A 20,398-nucleotide genomic window follows, 5' to 3' on the forward strand; every position below is an offset into this window, starting at 1 on the left:
TGATATTTTATCGCCGTTGCACCGACGATTACCTACTTTTTTACAGCTTGACAACTCTTTTATAATACACTATACGCGCAATTTATCTCTGAGCTCCTCGGCACGGAACTTGAGGCGATCGCTATCGAGATGCGCCCACCGGCCGGACTCGTACACGACTCCTCCGTCGATCATGGTCATAATCACATTGCTTTGGTGCGCGGTATGCACGAGCGCACTTGCAGGTTGGTGTGTCGGAGTCTGCGCGGATTTCGAAAGATCGACGGCGATGATATCGGCTTTTTTTCCGACTTCGAGAGTGCCTACCTGATCGAGAATTCCCAATGCGCTTGCGGCATCATTGGTGGCAAGCTTCAAAAACCTACTCGCGGAAAAGAAACGCTCACTGCCGAAAGCGGCACGCTGCACGAGCAGACCTATGCGCATTTCCTCGAATACGTCCATGGAGTTGGACGCCGCCGGAGAGTCCGTGCCGAGACCTATGCGCAGCCCGGCTTGAAAGAACTTTTGCAGAGGAGCGATTCCCATGCCCAACTTCGAATTGCAACGGGGACAATGCGCTATAGCCACATCATGCGCGGCCAGGATCTCTATGTCCTCGTCATCGACTTGCGTGCAGTGAATGGCGAGTACGTTCGGGGCATCGAAAATACCCCATTGCAGCACATATCGGACCGGGCTGACTCCGGTGGGAAGCCACAGCGGCGCCGATGAATCGTAATCTTCGCGAACTTCGCGGCCGAGTATCGATGAGCCATACTTCACGAACTGATATTCCTCGCGGCTGCCGGCGAGATGCATCGCGACCGGTGTTCCGTCCGAGGCATAATCGGCCACTCTCTTGAAGAGTTGTGGGTGGCATGAATAGACTGAGTGAGGAGCGATACCGATGCGCATACGCGAGGAATCGATTTTGCCCTCCCAGTCATCGATGTCTTCCAGTGCCTGCTCCATGGTCGCATCGATGCGACTCTTCTCCATCGTTTCGACTTCGCGGTAGATAATGCCGCGAAGTCCCGCCTCTTCGGCGGCGACGGCCGACGCCCCACTTTCGGTGATATCGGCAACCGATGTAATACCTGAGGAAACCGCCTCGAGGGCACCGAGCCGTGCCGAGTCTTGCCAATCTTGATAGGTGAGCAACTTTTCGCGCTTCATGACTTCATGCTTCCATTGAGAATACGGAGAATCCTCAATCATGCCGCGCATGACGGTGTACTCCAGATGCGTGTGCGTGTCCACGAACCCGGGGCACAGTACGGCAAGGCCGAAGTCTTTTATGTCTTCTCGCGGGTACTGACTTTTAACCTCGTCGAGCGTGTCGACGGCGACGATCTTGTTCCCCTGTACGCACACGGCACCGTACTCGATGTGAGAATCGATACCCGATAACAAATAACGAGCGGTAAGAATCATGAACTACCCCTTAACGGATGTTCCCTTGGCTGTCGAGCATTTTCTCGACGCGATACTCTTTGTGTAATTTCGACGATGCCGGGCGTTGTCCCAACGTCACAAGATTACCGAACTCCTCGACGAACCACAAACATACAATCGCCAAAACATTGTAAACGGTGGCGGTGACGGGCCACTGTAGCTCAGACTTCTCACACACCGTCGATTCCGACAGCGCTTTCATTTCATCACCGAACGCACAAATCGCATTTTCCCGATCGATTGCAGGCAGCTTCATAAGCTCGTCCACTTTAGCCATGGCATGTTTCGCCTCAAGTATCCGCGCCCGCGTCGTTTCGTACGTCGTTCGATCGATCACGCCGGCTTCTGACTTGATCTCGTTGAATATCAGTCCCGCCTCATACGTGACATCGACCATCTCATCGCGCGTCATGTAGTCGCTTTCGTAGTTCATGATATGCTTCCACGACGGCTGGAGAAGAAGCTGACGATGCTCCTCGACGCTGTGCGCACGAAGTTTGTAGCCGTACTTTTCCGGATTATCAAACGCCATCGAGCCGGGATCGAGAAACGGCGCCATAGGCGAAATGAATGCGAGGAGGCGCTTATCGTTGTCCATGCGTTGATATAACCCGCGTGTGTATTCGGCCGTCTCGAGCACGGACTGCGCGGTCTGGGTGGGTATTCCTATCATATAATACAAGTCGAAGCGTGTGGCCCCGTATTTGAGAGCCAGTGCTATGGATTCCTCGATTTCATCCATCGTGTAATGACCTTTGCCGAATGCTTTACGCACCGTATCGTCATGGCTCTCGACGCTCACCTCCACCGACCAATCGGATAAGTTTTCCGAAAGAAGAGCATAGAGTTCTTCGGGTGGCGGTTTGAATAACTCGAAACCGACGGAGGTGTTTAATTTCGCCTTGCCGAGAAGTTGAATGAACTCACGCGTATAGTCGGGACCCGCCTGCAAAAAATCATTCAGCACGAACACGGGACCGGGAATATATTTTTGCGAATGCAAAATATCGCGCACAAGCAGTTCCGGATCGCGAAAAGCGATTTTCTCGCGACCGAAGTGATTCTTGAACGCTTGCGCGGAGCCCCCACAGGTGACGCAATTATGCGTACAACCGCGACATATCAGGCTCGCCGACATCGGGTACCCGAGCCACGCCTTGAACGGCACGGCACCCCAGAGGTCGTGATAGCGGATAACCGATTTCATGTTGTAAGAAAAATCGAGCGCCGGCAAATTGAAGTCTGCGGGCGAATAGGAAAGATCATTGACGATGATGTCGCCGGAATTGTCGCGCCACGTCAGATTTTGAACCGCCGCGAAATCTTGCGCGGTCGCCCCCGGTCGTGAAACGACATCCATGAGTTGACGAAAAGGTTCCTCGGTGGAATCACCGCGAAGTACATAATCGATGCATTCGTAACCGAGCAACTCCTCATGAAAAACGGAGGAGGAAAGCCCTCCGAGCAGCACCGGAATATCGGGGTGCAGTCGTTTGCAAATGCGTGCGAGCTCAATGGCACCGTGTGCATGAGGCATCCAGTGCAAATCGATTCCGAACAGTTTCGGTGTGAGCTTGGCGATATAAGCCTCGACATCGAACTTGGCATTACGCAACATCAAAAACGCGATGTTGAGTGTGCGAACTTTATAACCGAATCTTTCAAGGTACTCGGCGATGGTGCAAAATCCGAGAGGATACGTCTCGAATATCGCAGTCGACGGGACCAAGTCCGAGACTGGACCGAACATAATCGGTCTGTCTCTGAAATCATAAACGGATGGAGCATGTAACAAGATTACATCGGCGCGTGCCATATGCTTTCTATCCCCTTTCTCTTTTGCGAGAGATGATTTCGGCGCACTCTCTCTCAAACAAGATGCCTGCTCATGATGCACATAAGCAGGCGTCTTTTATTAACTTGATTGTCTTAAGAACTCTTCAAACACCGCACATATCTCGACTTAATTCACCAATCCGGTCACGTGGCAGTGTGCACAATACGTCGACTGGTGGCACTTGAAGCATGATGCCGTTCCGGCCTTGCCGGCAGCGATGTTGTGCTGTGACAACCAACTCTTCTTGGTATCGTACGTGTAACCAGGGACGTTGGTGTCGCTGTGGTGACACGTGGTACAGCCCTGAACACCGTGGCAACTGGTACATGCCGCGAGATGCTCGGTGGCTTCGGTCTTGTGGGTATTCAAGAAGCCTTCGGGGTGCGGCATAACGACACCGCCATGACAATCCTCACAGAACTTTTTAGCGTGACAGGTATAGCAACTGTTGACTTCGCGGATGCTCGGAACATCTTTGACCGCGGCACCTTCTCTGGTCTTTGCCGACTTCTCATCAATTACTTTGCTCTTCGCCTCTTGTGTCGCTTCTTCGACACGTTTGGTCTCTACGACGGCCAACTTGCCGTGCATACTACTCAGGAAGTTCGCCGCGTCATGCGACGCCGGCTTGAGCTTGAAGGATGCGGGGTGACAGGTTTTGCACTCACCGGAAGCCGTAAAAGGCGTCGAGGCGGCGATACCGTCGTCTGCGAGACGATGGCAACGGAAGCAACCGTCCATCGTCGAGAAATCATCATGCTTGGTGCTCAATTTTTTCGTTTGAGGATCATTGTTCACCGGAGTCCAGTCGCCCGACTCATTGTGGGCGACGCGGTTGTGACAGATGGTACAGGAAATATTATTTTCCGAGTGAACCGAGTGGTTGATGATGATACCGGCGCTCGGAGTCACTTTGCGCTTGGAGAGGTCGTGACACTGAGTGCATTGTGTCGACGGCATTACATATCCGCTGAGGGCGACACCATCCTCCGCGTTGAGCGGCAACGAATAGGTATTGAATATCGCCATCGGCAATTCAGGCAACGATTCTATTTTGTGGATGGTGAATCCAATCGGGCCGTCGTTTGCGGGAATGTGGCACGCGAGGCAGTTCACCTTGTTATGAGGAGAGCGGTTGTATGCACTGATGGCATCATCTTGAACTTTGTGGCAGACTTCGGCGCAGAACCAATACGATGAGCTCGCGGCGAACATGACCACGATTACCATACACAGGACTGCCAGAATCGTGCCGGTCCAGATAATCGCTCGCGGACGTGTGACCGGATTCCTAAACGAATCAATTAGTTTCATTCTTTTTCCCCTAAGTAGGTGGATTTCTACACTAATAGACATTATAAACTACAAATCCACATTTTTCCCACATTTCGTAGATGCCGAGATGAGAACGACGTCGGTCGTCCAGCCGCCAACTGCTCGTTTCATCATCACTTATTCGTCGCTGCTTGGAATTGGCTGAGAATCTGCGCGGCACCGGTGAAGTTGGTGTCATGCTCGACGCAGAACTTTATCTGCGCGATTGCCGCTTGCCTTTGTCCGAGCCCCCACAAAGAGAGCGAGTAGGCATATCGAAGAGGAAGGGCATTCGAAGTCTTTTCGACCATGGGTCCCATCATGTCGGCTCCTGCTTTGCAATAGCTTTTATCCCCGAAAATATCTCCGAGTTGGTTGTAGAGCATTCCGAGAAGAGAATAGTTGTCATACTCCCACGGTACGAAGTCGATGGCGTCTTTTCCCGCTTGGATAGCCTGCGCGATCGAAGTCTTCGTGGACTGCGCCTGAGGGTCGGCCTTCGCCGCGTTTATCGCCAACTGTCCGAGTGCGGTAAGACGCTGTGATTTATATTGGTCGTTATAGGGGTTGAGTTTTACAGCACTCGTGCAATAACCGAGTGCGGTTTCATTGTCGCCCGCGGCGGCATACGCACGGCCCTTTTCGCAAGCCGAATCGGCAAAATAAAACGTCGCCGAAAATGAGATGACGACCAACGCCAAAATCGAAGTCACCGCAAAAACCGGATACGCTACACGTGAAGGTCTGATCTCGATTTCTTTCGCAAGAGGAGAGATCAAAACTCCCATCGAAACGAAGAGCAAAAACGTACAGCCCGGAAGTGAAAGTCCGAAAAAGAGGTGCGTCACATAAGCCGCGCACGCCGCCCAAAAACCGCAATAGAGCATTTTTCCGCCGTTGAACCGCGTCGTATCGTCGTCTGCCCGGGCAAAACCCACCTTGAAAGACGCGGCGGCCGTCCAAATGACGGTGGCGTAGAAAAGCAACATGCCGAAAATCCCCACGCCGGCGGCCATTTGCAAAACGGAGTTGTGCACGTTATCGGCAACCGATAGATATCCGGCGTCTTGCGAGTAGGCAAGCGGCTGATAGCGACGAAACACCAGACGAAACGTATCGAGTCCGAAACCGAAAACCGGCCGATCCTTGATTGCATCGATTGCCGCACGCCATATTTCAAAGCGGGTCAGCGAACTGCCCTCACTGAACTGAAAAATCGAGGCGAAGCGCGCGCCGATGTTGGTCACAGCGCTATCGTTGGTCAAAGACTTGGTGACAAGCGCCACGACGGCGAGCGCGGTTCCTCCCAAAAAGCCCCCATCGACTGGCTTGATGCGAACGCGTTGTCGCAATGCGAATACCGAAATCGCCACAATGCCGACGACGCTTCCGATCCAAATCGAACGCGAATAAGCGGTAATCACCACAAGCACATTCATGAGGAGAATAATCCAGAGCGCCGCACGCCAGAGATGATTCTTTTCGGAGAGGACCAAACCGAACGTGATGAACACGCTGAACGCGAGGAACCCGGCAAGCAGGTCGGGGTTACCGTATGTCGAAAACGACCGACCCGCCTCGAAAAGCTTGGAGCCGATCATAATCGGTTCGATGCCGAAGGCTTGCAAGACGCCGTAGCCGGCGACGAAAAAACTGGAAAGTACGAGCGACTTCGCAATCATTCTGATTCTTGTGCCGTTTGTGGCATATTGTACGACGAGAAAAAAGAGAATCGCATATATCAAGTAGGACCACAGGCCGTCATAACGGCGATACTTCCCGAAAAAGCTGGTGAAGGGGGCGATTGAAGTAAGCGTGGCGATCGTCGCCCAAGCGAGGAACCCCGCGAACACGAAAAACACGGGTGACCAGCGAAGTTTTCCGCCGTTTTTCAAGATATCGTAGACCCATGCGACCAAAGCTATCACGCTTCCGATTCGCAGAATGGTCACCTTCGCCGTGTCATAGACATCGGCACTGAAAGAAAGTTTAAAGCCGAGGAACATGAAATTCGACATCGCCAACGGGACAATGAACACCAACACGATCAGCGCCCACCACGCGACTTTTCCCGAAGAGGTCAAGCCGACGGTACCTTGCGCTCTCGAATTGTTTGTTTTCGCATTGCTCATCTTCAACGTGCTCCTCTGCCCGTAAGTACCACTTTTAACGTTTCCACGACGACTTGAATATCCATACTTACGCTCTGATGGTACAAATAAATCAAATCATATTTCAACTTACGGCGCGGCGTAGTCGCATAGCCACCGTTGATTTGGGCAAGTCCCGTAACGCCGGGCTTGATATTGAAACGCTCGGCATAGCCAGGTATCATCTCGATATACTCGGCGACGAACACAGGTCGCTCAGGTCGAGGACCGATGAAACTCATGGTTCCTTCCAAAATGTTGATGATTTGCGGAAGTTCGTCTATGCGATAACGTCGCAAGAAACGCCCGACACGTGTGATACGCGGGTCTTCTTCAGAGGCGAGCACGGGTCCTGAAATCGACTCGGCGTCTTTGCGCATGGTGCGCAATTTATAGATGGTGAAATCGTTTTGTTTGAGACCGACGCGCGTCTGTTTGTAAAAAACCGGACGACCGCTCTCGATCACTATTGCAAGCGCGCTCAAAATCCAGGCGGGAGACGTGACGACAGCCACGATAAAAGCGCCTACGATGTCGATGGCTCGCTTCAACCAGCGTTCATAGCGAGGACGCTGCGCCGATACGAGCCGCATAAGCGGTATGTCACCGACGATGGAATCGATCTCCCCGAAAAATATCTCATACATCTCAGGCACGACGTCGATGGTCACCCGAATGTCGTTGTTCAGGGTGATGGTCTCCAAAATCTCTCTGATATCGACCGGTTCGGCGACCAAAAGACGGTTTATCTTGCGTTTCTTGAGTTCTTGCGCCAAAGATTCCTGCGAGCATCCGTCGAGTGCGATGAACCCGATGAACTGCCATCCCCACTTGCTGCGCTCCGTAATCGAGCGAGCCAAATCCCGGGCAACCGCGTTCGTGCCGAGAATCATCGTACGCTGCACGGGCCAGCGAATAGAAAACGCCCGCAGGAACGCGATACGCCACCCGATGAGAAAGGCAACGTTGAACAGCCAACTCAAAATAAGCGTCCAACGCGCAAACGTGACGGTGGCCGTTCCCCCGAAGAACGCTACGGCGGCCACGACGACGGCACCGAAGGTCATCGAAGACACCACCGCGCGCGTCGTGCCCCACGGTGTGTCGATTTGCTCGGGCTCATACAGCCCATAAATCCATCCGCTCGCTAAATAAACGAGCGTCAATACCCACCAGATATTGAGATAGGAGGAAAAGTTGAATGCCGGAATGTCGCCTCTGAAGCGGATGAGAAATGCCAGCAAAATCGTCGCATTGACTATAACGGCATCGACGATTATCGAAAGGAAGGTGAATCGCATTTTCGACATTATCTACGCAACGCTCCCCTATAGACCTCGGATACCTTTTCGACCATTGCATCTATTGTAAACTCACTGAGAGCCCGACGCTGCGCCTGCTCGCCTAATTTCTTTTTCAACGGTGCATCGAGCAGTATCTCATTGAGACCCACCGCAAGCGCGTGCGAACTGCCCACCTCGACCGAAAAGCCAGTCACCCCGTCGAGGTTGGCGTAAGGAACGCCTGATTCGAGCAAAGTCGACACCGTCGGAGTGCCTGCGGCGTGAGCTTCGATTTGGACTAAGCCGAACGCCTCGGAGGGCAACACGCTGGGAAGCGCGAGAACGTCTGCCGCGTGGTACCACGCGATCAGCTCCTCATCGGCGGCGTAGTCGATGATGTGAAGCCTGTCGCAAACGCCGAGTTCGCGTGCGCGCTCCTCCATCACAGTTTTGAGCGGACCCGAACCGATGGCGACATACTCGGCATCGACGAGCGGCATGGAGTCGATGAGCACCTCGACTCCCTTGTAGTACACGAACCGGCCTACGAACAAGACGATCGGCCGAGCGTCCAGTGAGGCCCGCAACTCGACCGCTCGTTTTTTCGCCGCCGTGTTATGGGCGATATGCTCGACAGGCAAGCCGAAGTTGACTTGCTCGCATTTGTGCGACCGGCGGGATAGGAAATCCGAGTATTCGATGAGCTGGGGAGAGCTTGCCATGATACGCGCCGCACCGTCCAAAAACTGCTCAAGATAGGGGCGATACACCGCCAGCGCGAACTTTTGGCGGACGATATCGGTGTGGTAGGTCACCACATAGGGAGTGTTGAGAAACGCTTTCGAGCGCAACCACTCGAACTCACCATACGGATAGGGGAAATGAAAGTGGACGATATCGGCTTGCGCGGCATATTTGTCGAGCATGCGCCTGAATTCGAAGCTGACCGGGGTCGACGCTTTCTCGAAGGCTCGCTTGCACCGCACCACTTCGACACCGTTGACGGACTCGACAACATGCCTGCCCGATTCGTTGCAGACGAGAACACGCACCTCATGTCCGGCGCGAGCAAGCGCTTCGGCTAAGTCTCGCACGTGGAATTCGATACCGCCGACATGCGGAGGATAGTATTTATTGACCAAGAGTATCCGCATGCCGCCTCTATCCCCTTACAGCGTCTCGATGAGAGAGGCGCCGGCAGCCAAGAACTCATCGAGAGCCTCTTGCGTGTTCGTTTCGGCATAGACGCGAATCAACGGCTCGGTGCCGCTCGGCCGCAGTAACAACCATTCATCATTCGCAAACAGGAATTTGATACCGTCGGTACGAATCGTATCAATCACGGTGCGCCCGGCGATTTTTTCCGGGTCCACCTTATCTTGATTGGCTACGAAGTTATCTTTGACCGACAGTTCGAGCCGCAAATCGTCACGCCGATAGTACATATATCCGACCTGTGCGACAAGATCGTCGACGAGTTCTTTGAGCGTCTTAGAACGATGCGCCATCATCTCGGTGAGCAAAAGCGCCATGAGCAGGCCATCGCGTTCGCGCACATGCGAGGGGATGCCGATGCCGCCGCTTTCCTCGCCACCGATGAGCACATCGCCTTTCAACATTTCGGCGTAAATCCATTTGAAGCCGATCGGCGTGGTGACCACAACGCAGCCGAGAAGCGCGCCGAGCCTGTCGATGGTCGTCGAGGTCGAAAGCGTCTTTATGATGCGGCCGGAAAGTTTGCGGTCCTCCACGAGGTGCTGGGCGACGAGCGCGATTATGCGGTGAGGAGATACGAAGGTGCCCTCTTCGTCGATGGCGCCGATGCGGTCGGCGTCTCCGTCGGTGACGAATCCGGCGGCAGCTTTGTTGGCCACCACGACCGTGCTTGCGGTCTGCGTCCAGGGCGGAATCGGCTCGGGGTGAAGACCGCCGAAGCCGGGATTGAGCTCACCGTGGATTTCGCGCACGTCAACACCGAGTTCGCACAGCAGCCGAGACAGATAGGACTGTCCGGCACCGTAGAGCGGATCGACCACGACGCTTAATCCCCCGCGCTTCTCAAGGTAATTCGCTATGTTTTCAGAATCGATGAACGCACGCAACGAGTCCAGATACGGGCTCACGAGATCGGTGGTCTCGATGAGTTTTTCATCGAAAACGAAGCTTTCAATCTCTGCGGGAATCTCCCTGCTGAGTGCGAGAAGCTCCGCCTCGATCTCATCGGTGAACTCGACCGGAGATGCCCCGCCGTCTGACATACGCACCTTGAACCCGAGATATTCGGCCGGGTTATGGCTGGCCGTGAGTTGGACGCCACCGACGGCACGGGAGTTTTGCGCCACCGAATAGCACAGACCGGGTGTGGGAATGTAGGCATCGCTGAGTTGTACGCGCAGTCCGCATGAGGCAAGCACCTCGGCTGCCGCGCGCGCGAACGCTCCGGCTTGAAAACGGGTGTCATACCCGACGACGATCGTCGCTGCCGGCTCCTTTCTCGCCCACACGCGACCCGCCGCCAAAGCGACACGGCGCAAAGAGGCGTACGTGAAATCGGCGCCGATGACCGCTCGCCAACCATCGGTGCCGAAGTGAATTTCGTTTGATGGCACTAGCTTTGTCCTTCTGTCAGTTTTTTGAAAAGTTCAATGTAGGAATCCACCATCTGTCGCTCGGTGAATAACTCGCGCACGCGCTTGCCGCCGGCCTCGCCCATGGCATGGGCGCGTTGCGGGTCGGTGACCAAGTCGCGAATCGCATCGGCCAAAGCGGCCGAATCATCGGGCTCGACCAAAATACCGGTTTCCCCATCTATGACGACTTCGGGGATTCCGCCGACGTTACTTGCAATCACCGGCTTGTCAAGCGACATCGCCTCAAGCGCGACGACTGCGGCAGCCTCGGCGCGAGACGACATGACGGTGATGTCACACGCCGCATACCACGGTGCGATCAGCGGAGCATAGCCGACGATTTGGAAGTCATGCTCAATACCTTCGCCTTTTGCGTAATCGCGCAAAACATTTTTCTCGGGACCGGAACCGGCCACGAAAAAGTGCGGCTTGAGCACCGGCGCATCAGACGGCCACGTGTGCAACATATGGGCGGCCGCCTCGGCCAGTACGTCGATACCTTTCGATGAGTCCATATTTCGGGCCGCACAAAAAATGAGCGGGCGGCGCTTCTCTTTGACCGTCGACACCGGAATCTTTCCGGCACCGTCCCCAGTCAGGTCGGTCGACGCCTCTTTGAACGCGTCGGCATCGATTCCATTGGGAATCACGGTGATGATATCTTTGGGAACGCCATGTCTGACTAAGGCATCGGCCACGGCTTGCGATATGGCGACATAGGCATCGGAACGGTCGCGCTTGACCGTGTCGATGAGGTCGCGAAACGTCACCTCGACATTCCCGCCGAAAAACTCAACGGGGACATTGGGCATACGTGCGGCGGTATTGACGACTTTGACGTTTGCCGGTGCGGCTTGGCGAACCAAGAGATTGGTGAAATAGCCGGTACCGCTGATTACGTTGGCATTTATGCGCCATGCGGCATCTTTTATGGCGTGGACGATGGCGGGAGCTCGAAAACGCGACATGGATATGGCGGTCACATCCGCTCCCGCGTCGATGGCCGCATGCGCGAAACCCGAACCGGCGGCAGCCACGACGGCGACACGTGCGCCCGAAGCGAGCAGTCCTTTCACGAGAGGAAGGGCGCGCAAACCGTAACGCCCGACGCTGGGACCCGAGAAGTTATTTACGATTACCACACGTAATTTGCTCGACATCGGCTGCCCTTTCATCATAGAAAACCAGGCCTGTTTATGCAGGCTGTACTCGTGCTATCAGTGTAACACTTCTCCCCTGCATGCTAGAATGGGAAGAGCTTTCGTTCGACCCATATTTCCTTCGAATCTTCACTCTTCGGGAGTTAGAACTTATGAAAATCATCAGTATCGTCGGTGCACGTCCGAATTTCATGAAAATCGCTCCGTTTTGTCACGCAATTTCTGCTTCTCCTACGTCCATCGAGCATCTCTTGGTACATACCGGTCAGCACTACGATGACAAAATGAGCGAAGCCTTTTTCACTTCGCTGTCCATTCCGGCCGCCGACATCAACCTCGGCGTGGGGTCCGGCACCCATGCAGAACAGGTCGGTCGCACGATGATCGCCATCGAACGCGTGTTGATCGAAGAACAGCCCGACTGGGTTGTCGTAGTCGGAGATGTGAACGCCACGGCGGCCTGCTCCATAACAGCCAAAAAACTCGGAATCCGCGTGGCGCATATCGAAGCGGGCCTTCGCAGCCGCGACATGAGTATGCCCGAAGAAATCAACCGACTCGTCACCGACCGAATTTCGGACCTGTTGTTGACGCCTGATCGTCTGAGCAGCGAAAACTTGATCCGTGAAGGAGTCGACCCTGAATCCATCGTGTTCACCGGCAACATCATGATAGACACGCTTGAATCGCAGCGTGATAAAGCCGCAAAGCTCGACCTGAATGAAATCATCGACCAAAATAAGCTCGCCGAAGAGAACTCGACGACTGCGCTCGAAGATGGCGGGTACGCCGTCATCACGCTGCATCGACCGAGCAATGTCGACTCACCTGAAACGCTGATGCCTCTCGTGCGATTTTTTCTCGACGAAGTCGCTACGGATATGCCACTCGTTTGGCCGGTGCACCCGCGCACGAAGAAAAACCTGCAAACATTCGGGTTGTGGGATGAATTGGTGGCGCACGATAACATGCTACTCGTAGAACCCTTGGGATATCACGATCTGTTGCGTCTCAATATGGGGGCAAAACTGATGTTTACCGATAGCGGAGGTCTGCAGGAAGAATGCTGCGTACTCGGCACCCCATGTCTGACGCTTCGCTGGAATACCGAGCGTCCCATAACGCTGCGCGAAAACGGCGGGGCAAGCGTGCTTGTGGGCAACGATATATCAAAAATCAGAGCGGAATATCACCATACTCTTTCCGCACAACGAACGCCGCTCCGCCCCGAACTGTGGGACGGACATGCCGCCGAGCGCATGGTGGAGGCACTCATCGAAGCAAATACGCGATGATATGACAAGCCCGATTACTCGCCGGCGATAACCCGTTCATAGACTTCCACGAGTTGATCCACCATGGCCGATAAGGTGTAGCGCTCCTCGACAATGTGCGCTCCGCGCAAACCGAACTCCCGACATTTCGTTTTATCCTGCTCCAACTCGTTAAGCCTTTCTCCGAGCGCCGAGGGGTTCTTCGGCGGCACAAGCAACCCCGATGAGTCCTCTTCGACTGCCTCGACGACTCCGCCGACCGCAGTGGACACGACTGCGCAGCCACCTTGCATCGCCTCAAGAACGGAATAGGGAGTCCCTTCCCCCACCGAGGACAGGGTGAAAATATCGGAGTCCGCGTATGCTCGCGCGAGATTCGGTCTCCCTGGAAGTATCTCGATTTTTCCCGCATAGCTTTTCGATTCCACATACGATTGCATCTCGCGCCGAGCCTCGTCTTCGCCCGGGCAGATCATCACGAGTTTGAAATCATAGCCCACCGGTTGTTTGATGGAAGCAACCGCATCGATGAGCGTTTTTTGATCTTTTTGAGGATTCAAACGGCCGACATGTAGCACAAGCACATCATCTATAGACAGTCCGAATTCCTTGCGAAACGAACCTTTTTCATCTCGGTAGACGGCATCTTTTATCCCGTTGTACACGACCCTGCATCGGCTCTGGTCGAGGATTCGCAATTTTCGTCCGAGCTCTTCATCGGCACGGCAGGTGACTATGAAATAGGCTGTGTGGGAACACAACCTACGCTCGATGGCCGTTTTAACCGGGGCGAGCATTCCCCTGCCCACGTGTATGCCATGCAGGGTATACACCACTCGCAGGGAGGCTTGTCGGTCGGCGAGACGGGCAAACATCGCGGCTCTGTGACCATGCGCGTGCACGATATCGGGCTTGAAATCCTCGATGGCTCTCCGAACAGCCTTCACCCGTGCCGAAGAATATCCCGAGGCAATCGATGCCGGATAATATTTCACGCCCAAATCTTCGGCGACACGCTCCAAATCTCCCCCGTCGGGGGCGACAAGCGCTACGTCATCCCCGCGTTTCGCCAACTCTGTCATGAGGTCTGCGACATGCTTTTCTCCGCCGCCTTGCAAGGAGTTCGCAGCTGCCACATGTAAAATTCGCATTGTCATTTTTCCCCGCATGGCATCGATAGATACTTCTGTTCGTTTTCAACTGAAAGAACTTGCAAATGTTATTCTAGTAACAGTATATCAATGGCGTGAAACATGCCATATTCAATCAATGGAGGAAGCATGTCGAAACTACGCGGCGCAGTAATCGGTGCGGGAAGAATGGGACGCAATCATATCCGCATCATGTCTCAACATCCGGATGTCGAAATCGTCGGCGTGGTCGACCCCGACACCGTCCATGCAAAAGAGGTCGCCGCACCTTGGGGAGCGCCGGTTTTCGCAACAATCGAAGAACTTCCCGAAATCGACGTCGCCATCGTCGTGACACCCACACAGTACCACGCCGATGCGGCACTTAAATTGATGGAACGCGGCGTACACCTCCTCATTGAAAAGCCTTTAGCTCAAAACCCGGAAGTGGCGAAACAACTCGTTGAGACGGCGCACGCCAAAGGTCTGACGTTGGCAGTTGGTCATGTCGAGCGCTTCAACCCCGCCGTCAGCACCCTGAAGAAACTCTTGCATGAGCCGAAAATGATTCTCATCGAGCGCCTCTCCCCCTATACCCCTCGCATCAAGGACAGTGTGATTTACGATCTCGCAATACATGACATCGATCTGGCCTGCTGGCTTGCCGGCGGAAACCCGGTAAAGGTCGAAGCAATCGGAATGAGCGTGTTCAGCGAAACGACCGACGTCGCGACTTCGATCATTCGCTTCGACAGCGGCTGTATCGCAACGCTTCAGACGTCACGCGCAACCCAAGACAAAGTTCGTCGTATCAGCGTATCGGAGCCGAACCGTTATATCGTCGCAGACACACTCCGCCAAGATATTGAGATTAAACGTCAGGCAGAAGTGTCCTACGAGGGCGAGGGCGAAGATCTGGTTTTCGCACAAGCCAGCATCGTCGAAATTCCGACGATCGATCGCGGAGGTGAACCGCTCGCACGCGAACAGGATGATTTTTACAAGGCGGTTATAAACAAAACCCGCCCCACCGTTTCGGGCGAGGACGGGCTTCAAGCGGTCACTTTGGTCGAACAAATCGAGCAACTCTGTAAATAATGCCACGAATTAAGTATTATGCGTAAATCTCTTTGAGAGCAGCAACGACTTCGTCTTGCTGCTCTTTTGTTATTCCGGGGTAGCACGGAATTGCAAATGTCTTGTTCGCAGCATCCTCGGCAACGGGAAGCGAAGGCTTTACCCAGCCCTCCAATTTCTCGAAGCACTCTTGCTCATGAAGCGAAAGCGGATAGTAAAGCGCTGAACCGATACCGCGCGCTTGTAGCGCCTTCATAGCCTCGGGTGCGGACTGCGACTTCAAAATATACAGGTGATAAACAGGCTCAGCGTACGACGCCTCACGAGGAAACTCGATATCGCCGACACCTGCAAGCTGCTCACTATAATAATGCGCGGCGGCACGGCGCTGGTCGTTCCACTCGTCGAGTTTGGTCAACCTGAGCGAAAGCAAACCTGCTTGCAGCGCATCAAGGCGGGAGTTCACCCCGAAGTCTGAGTGAATGTATTTCTTCGCGCTGCCGTGTGCCGCGATGAGGCGACACCTATCGGCGATTTCTTGACTGTCTGTCGTAATGCATCCACCGTCTCCGCCGCAACCGAGATTCTTGGTGGGGAAAAAGCTGAAAGCGGCCGCATCTGCAAGCGAACCGGCTTTTTTCCCTTTATAGGTCGCGCCCATCGCCTGGCATGCATCTTCAACGACGAACAAACCATGTTCTTTTGCCAGTGCATTGATGGCATCCATATCGACGCACTGTCCATAAATATGCACCGGTAGAATCGCTTTCGTGCGCTCGGTTATCGCAGCACGAACCTTCTCAGGATCGATATTATAGGTACCCGGTTCGATGTCGACCATAACGGGTCGCGCGCCCATATGCTGTATCGCTTCAAGCGTGGCGAAAAATGTCCACGGCGTCGTGATGACTTCATCGCCATGACTGATTCCCATGGCCTCGAGTATCAAAAAGAGCGCATCGGTCCCGTTCGCACACGCAATGCAATGTTTGACGCCGACATATTCTTCAAGGTCGCGTTCGAGTTGAGATACCCTGGGTCCACCGATATATGCGGCATGCGACATGACGTCGGTCCACAGCGCATCCGACTCTTCTTTAAGTTCGAAATATTGGTTCGTGAGATCTAAAAGCGGTACACCCATGATTGCTCCTCGGCTAAACTGACAACGTAAAATATCATATTGACTACTTAATGATAATACTTCAAATACATTCTATTGGTTTTCCAAGAGCTCTTCTTCAGGAACTTTCCGCACCACACGTGCAGGAGTGCCCATCATCACCGTGTACGCAGGAACATCCTTCGTGACAATGGCAGCGGTCGCAATGAAAGCCTCTTCACCGATTTCTATCGCAGGAAGAATGTGCACGCCGCCGCCGACTCTCGCCCCACGGCGAATCGTGCAGCCTTTCATTTCTTTGACACGTTCGGTCCGCCCCATGAAGTTATCATTGGTGGTGACGACCATGGGAGCGATGAATACATCTTCTTCGATGGTGACATATGCGGTAATGTATGCGCCCGCTTGGATGCGTGTGCGTGACCCGATGGAGGTATCGTTTTCAACCGTGACCGCTCGTCCCACGACGACGTTATCACCGATGACGCATCGCTCTCGAATGCTCGCGCCGTCTCCGACGAGGCAATCGTCACCGAATGTAGTACCGGCCATGACAACGGTATGCGCCCCGATGCTGCACCCTTTGCCCATTTGCAACGAAGGCAGTACCCCTTTGGCGGCCGTCGATGATTGCGCGAGTCTCGGCATTTTGCCCACGACCGCACAATCGGCAATCAGACAATTCTCTCCCAACACGACATTGGAATAAATCGTACAGTTGTTACCGATGACACTGCCGGCGCCGATTTTCGCACCGGGTTCGATTACCGTGTATTCACCGATGGACGCATCTTTGAAGTCCTGCATCATTTCCCCTTTATGGTCCGCAGCATTCCCGCCGCACTCGTGAAAATCCAGAAAAAGAACCTGTTCGAATAATCGCCGAACACCGGTTCCACTTTTTTGCGAATTTTTTCGAGATATTTGCTTTGCTTAATCTTTGTAGTCTTTTCCTCTCTATGTTTTTCCGCAAGCTCCCTACACTCCGGAGAAAGATTGTATGTCGCCATCAATTTCTCGAGGATGCCGCGTGTCGCGTACAGACTACGCACGGGATTAGAGCAAAGACTCCCGATCGAGTTGTAATAGTGGAGTAACGGCTCCTTCAGCATGACTATACGCAGTCCCTCTGCAAGGATGCGAAGCCACAAATCATAGTCTTGGGAAACGCGAATTTCAGGGTCGAAGCCCCCGATACGGGAAAAGACGCTCGCTCGCATCAAAGCACCACCGCTCACCGTTCGGTTTCCTGCAATCATCTCGCCGAGCGTAACTTCATAATAATCGTCGAGCTCTCGATATAGTTTTCTCTCACCGCGGGCATTAATTCGAATGGCATTGCACATATAGACGTCATACTCGGAATGCTGGGATATGAACCGTCCGAACGTGTCGAGATAATCTTTCGACAAAGCGTCGTCTGAATCCAAGTACGCAACCCAATCGGTGGTCAACAACGAAAACGCACGATTTCGCGCAACGGGGGCACCGCAATTTTTCTGCGTCACCACCGTGATACGCTCATCGGTTTTCGCAAGATTATTTGCGATGCTCAGTGTGGAGTCCGTCGAACCGTCATCCACGATCACGATTTGTGCCACGGACTCACCTTGCGTTTGTATCGATGCAACCGCACGAGCCAGCGTATCTTCGGCATTATATGCCGCTATCGCAAGCCCCACCGTTTCTCGGTTGAATACTTCATTATTCATGACGCATCGAGCCCTTCATAGATTTTTTGAATTTTCAGCATTTGAGCCTCGCGCGAATATCGCGCGCCCTCACGCAGCGCCGAGCGACGCATCGAGGATAAACGTCCCCTGTCAGAAGACAGCTCATCGACAGCCTGCGCGATTGCACTCGGCGTAGCCTCTTCGATCAACAGCGCGAACTCATCGATGCGGTCAAGTGATTGCATCCCGGAGGTGTCGACCGCGATAACGGCGAGCCCTGCACGCAGATAATCGAAAATTTTATTCGCCACAGTCCCATCCGTCTGCATCGAGTCGGGGGAATGCAGTTGCAGTCCGATTTGAAACTCCTGCAGTGAATCGATCAGCTTTTCTGCGGGAACGGAATCGATGAACTCGACTCGGTCACTGCAGCCGTTTTTCTTTGCGATAGCCTTGAGACGAGATTTTTGCGGGCCGTCGCCTTGGATCGCCAAACAAAAGTCATCGGTTTCATCAAGAGCGTACAAGGCCTGTTCGATCTTTCTGTTCACAAAGAGATTCCCTGAGTGAACCACTCTCAAACAGTAATTCTTATCATTGTTTACTACGCCTTCGCTATGAGAATCGGGAGCATTGACATTAAAAATTATAGCGGGGTCCACAACATCGAGATATCTGCGGTACCAATCTCCAAATGGCTTGCTCACCGTGATGAATGCATCGACGGTCGGGGCGATCTCTTTTTCAGCCTTTTCCAAGTGCTCGGCAAGCGAAGAAGGAATGCTCGTCGTTTTAGAGTGCAGATGCTCCGGCCAATACTCATATGCCTCATACACCAGTCGCGCGTCGAGTTTTTCAGCAGCTTTCGCGCAAGGCTCCAGCGCAAATACATTTATGCAGTGAATGACCGTCGGATTTTCTGCAAGCAAAACCTCATAGATGTGCTGAGATCGCTCGTCATAAGCACGCAGCGGAAGTACTCTGTTTTTAAGATGCCAGATGAATCTTCCACTTTTCGATGGAGGAACAGCACCTGAATAAAGTCGATACTCTTTTTCAAGAACGACACGAGACTTGTCGACCTCAAAACCTTGATCGATGACAGAGACATCGGCACCGATGCGAGCGAGAGCATCGACCGTGCGTCGGGCTCGAAGATCTCGATAAAAAGGAGCATCTGTCACTACTGCCACACGCATCATACGCCGCTCGCAAGGACTGAGAGAATCTCTTGTATGGTCGAATTCTTCGCCCGACTTTGAGAAAACTCGTCCGACACGACAGAGCACTCTTCACGCTCAAGGATCTCAAGCGTTTTGCCTACTATGGAATCTTTATCGGTGCCGGCAAGATGCACGACCCCTGCATCAAGCAGTTCATGATATTCCGTCTTGTTTCGGAGCACCACAACCGGCACGCCGAGTGTGGGCCCTTCCTCTTGGATGCCGCCGGAATCCGACAATATGAGTCTTGACTCGGCCATGAGGCGCACAAAATCTCCGTACCCTTGCGGTCCGATGAGATTGACGTTTTCAACTGAACCGAGAATCTGTCGCGCATCGTCTGCAACAAGGGGGTTCGCGTGCGTCGCTACATTGATTTCATACTCGGGAAGCCGGCGCGCGATTTCGGCGACAGCACCGAAAATCCTGCGCATGGGCTCTCCCCAGCTCTCGCGGCGGTGCGCCGTCACGAGAATCTTCTTGGTTTGCGGACGCGTGCCCGTAGCGGAAAGACCCAAGATTTTCTTTGCCAGAAGAAGCGCCGAAACTCCGGTGTTATACTCGGTCCTGATGATGATATTCGGGTTGATCCCCTCGGCTAAAAGATTGTCGACGCATTCTTGCGAGGGGGCAAAATGCCAACGTGCAAGACGCGCGACAAGCGTTCTGTTGAGCTCTTCGGGGAACGGTTGTCTGATGTCTCCGGTACGCATGCCGGCTTCGATATGCCCGACGTCTATCCCTTTGTACGCGGCCGATAAAGCAGCAGCAAACGTGGTCGTGGTGTCACCGTGCACCAGTACGATAACCGGCTTGGACCGGCTGAAAATTTCGCTTGTGCCGAGAAGAACTCGAGAGGTGATCTGGTCGAGAGTCTGTCCGTGAGTCATGATATCGAGATCGTAATCGGGAACGATGTCGAAAAAGTCCAGAACTTGGTCGAGCATCTCGCGATGTTGCGCCGTGACCAGCACGTGCGAATCGAAACGGGGGTCTGCTTCAAGGGCTTTTACGACGGGAGCCATCTTGATGGCCTCGGGTCGTGTGCCGAATATCGAGAGAACTTTTACTGGCATGAACATCTCCG

Annotated in this window: 16 protein-coding genes; 2 read left to right on the top strand and 14 right to left on the bottom strand. The window is 53.7% G+C overall.

All coding sequences use genetic code 11. The features are described 5' to 3' along the window. Nucleotides 1-69: 69 nt before the first annotated feature. The 8 genes from JJE36_00925 to JJE36_00960 all read right to left on the bottom strand — a co-directional run bounded on the left by JJE36_00925 (nt 70) and on the right by JJE36_00960 (nt 11,811). A complete protein-coding gene (locus JJE36_00925; protein ID MBK5210882.1) occupies nt 70-1,416 on the bottom strand; it encodes an amidohydrolase family protein in 1,347 nt (448 codons plus the stop codon). A 10-nt stretch (nt 1,417-1,426) separates the two neighbouring features. Continuing rightward, nucleotides 1,427-3,253: a TIGR04190 family B12-binding domain/radical SAM domain protein gene (locus tag JJE36_00930; protein MBK5210883.1), complete on the bottom strand. Its 1,827-nt coding sequence runs from the start codon at nt 3,251-3,253 to the stop codon at nt 1,427-1,429. Between the two features lie 147 nt (nt 3,254-3,400). After that, nucleotides 3,401-4,588 carry a hypothetical protein gene (locus tag JJE36_00935; protein ID MBK5210884.1) on the bottom strand — a complete coding sequence of 396 codons (1,188 nt, stop codon included), beginning with the start codon at nt 4,586-4,588 and terminating at the stop codon, nt 3,401-3,403. A gap of 134 nt (nt 4,589-4,722) precedes the next feature. Then, the gene (locus tag JJE36_00940) at nt 4,723-6,720 is read right to left on the bottom strand and encodes an O-antigen ligase family protein (GenBank protein MBK5210885.1); all 1,998 of its coding nucleotides are present in this window, start codon (nt 6,718-6,720) and stop codon (nt 4,723-4,725) included. A 2-nt stretch (nt 6,721-6,722) separates the two neighbouring features. Beyond that, nucleotides 6,723-8,048, bottom strand: a complete 1,326-nt coding sequence (locus JJE36_00945) for a sugar transferase (GenBank protein ID MBK5210886.1) — start codon at nt 8,046-8,048, stop codon at nt 6,723-6,725. Continuing rightward, nucleotides 8,048-9,175, bottom strand: a complete 1,128-nt coding sequence (locus JJE36_00950) for a glycosyltransferase (protein MBK5210887.1) — start codon at nt 9,173-9,175, stop codon at nt 8,048-8,050. The genes JJE36_00945 and JJE36_00950 overlap by 1 nt, the downstream gene beginning before the upstream one ends. 15 nt (nt 9,176-9,190) lie before the next feature. After that, complete coding sequence (locus JJE36_00955) at nt 9,191-10,630, bottom strand: phosphoglucosamine mutase (GenBank protein MBK5210888.1); 1,440 nt, start codon at nt 10,628-10,630, stop codon at nt 9,191-9,193. Next, the gene (locus JJE36_00960) at nt 10,630-11,811 is read right to left on the bottom strand and encodes a glycosyltransferase family 4 protein (GenBank protein ID MBK5210889.1); all 1,182 of its coding nucleotides are present in this window, start codon (nt 11,809-11,811) and stop codon (nt 10,630-10,632) included. The genes JJE36_00955 and JJE36_00960 overlap by 1 nt, the downstream gene beginning before the upstream one ends. A gap of 152 nt (nt 11,812-11,963) precedes the next feature. Between JJE36_00960 and wecB (JJE36_00965) the strand changes: the two genes are divergently transcribed. Further along, entirely contained in the window at nt 11,964-13,106 is a 1,143-nt protein-coding gene (gene wecB, locus JJE36_00965; protein MBK5210890.1) for a UDP-N-acetylglucosamine 2-epimerase (non-hydrolyzing), read from the top strand. Between the two features lie 14 nt (nt 13,107-13,120). Here the strand turns inward: wecB (JJE36_00965) and JJE36_00970 are convergent, their stop codons facing one another. Further along, complete coding sequence (locus tag JJE36_00970) at nt 13,121-14,236, bottom strand: glycosyltransferase family 4 protein (GenBank protein MBK5210891.1); 1,116 nt, start codon at nt 14,234-14,236, stop codon at nt 13,121-13,123. Nucleotides 14,237-14,365: 129 nt separating this feature from the next. Between JJE36_00970 and JJE36_00975 the strand changes: the two genes are divergently transcribed. After that, nucleotides 14,366-15,313, top strand: a complete 948-nt coding sequence (locus tag JJE36_00975; protein ID MBK5210892.1) for a Gfo/Idh/MocA family oxidoreductase — start codon at nt 14,366-14,368, stop codon at nt 15,311-15,313. Nucleotides 15,314-15,329: 16 nt separating this feature from the next. Here JJE36_00975 and JJE36_00980 read toward each other — a convergent pair whose 3' ends face one another. The 5 genes from JJE36_00980 to wecB (JJE36_01000) form a co-directional block, all read right to left on the bottom strand. Further along, nucleotides 15,330-16,436 carry a DegT/DnrJ/EryC1/StrS family aminotransferase gene (locus JJE36_00980; protein ID MBK5210893.1) on the bottom strand — a complete coding sequence of 369 codons (1,107 nt, stop codon included), beginning with the start codon at nt 16,434-16,436 and terminating at the stop codon, nt 15,330-15,332. Between the two features lie 72 nt (nt 16,437-16,508). Next, nucleotides 16,509-17,225: an N-acetyltransferase gene (locus tag JJE36_00985; protein ID MBK5210894.1), complete on the bottom strand. Its 717-nt coding sequence runs from the start codon at nt 17,223-17,225 to the stop codon at nt 16,509-16,511. Continuing rightward, nucleotides 17,222-18,127 (bottom strand): glycosyltransferase, encoded by a 906-nt coding sequence (locus tag JJE36_00990; GenBank protein MBK5210895.1) that lies wholly within the window; start codon nt 18,125-18,127, stop codon nt 17,222-17,224. Before JJE36_00990 ends, JJE36_00985 begins: the two co-directional genes overlap by 4 nt. Then, on the bottom strand, nt 18,124-19,281 hold the full coding sequence (locus tag JJE36_00995) for a glycosyltransferase (GenBank protein MBK5210896.1): 1,158 nt from the start codon (nt 19,279-19,281) through the stop codon (nt 18,124-18,126). Before JJE36_00995 ends, JJE36_00990 begins: the two co-directional genes overlap by 4 nt. A 5-nt stretch (nt 19,282-19,286) precedes the next feature. Then, nucleotides 19,287-20,387: a UDP-N-acetylglucosamine 2-epimerase (non-hydrolyzing) gene (wecB, locus tag JJE36_01000; protein ID MBK5210897.1), complete on the bottom strand. Its 1,101-nt coding sequence runs from the start codon at nt 20,385-20,387 to the stop codon at nt 19,287-19,289. Nucleotides 20,388-20,398: the final 11 nt, after the last annotated feature.

The organism is Coriobacteriia bacterium (assembly GCA_016649875.1).
GTDB lineage: Bacteria > Actinomycetota > Coriobacteriia > WRKU01 > JAENWW01 > JAENWW01.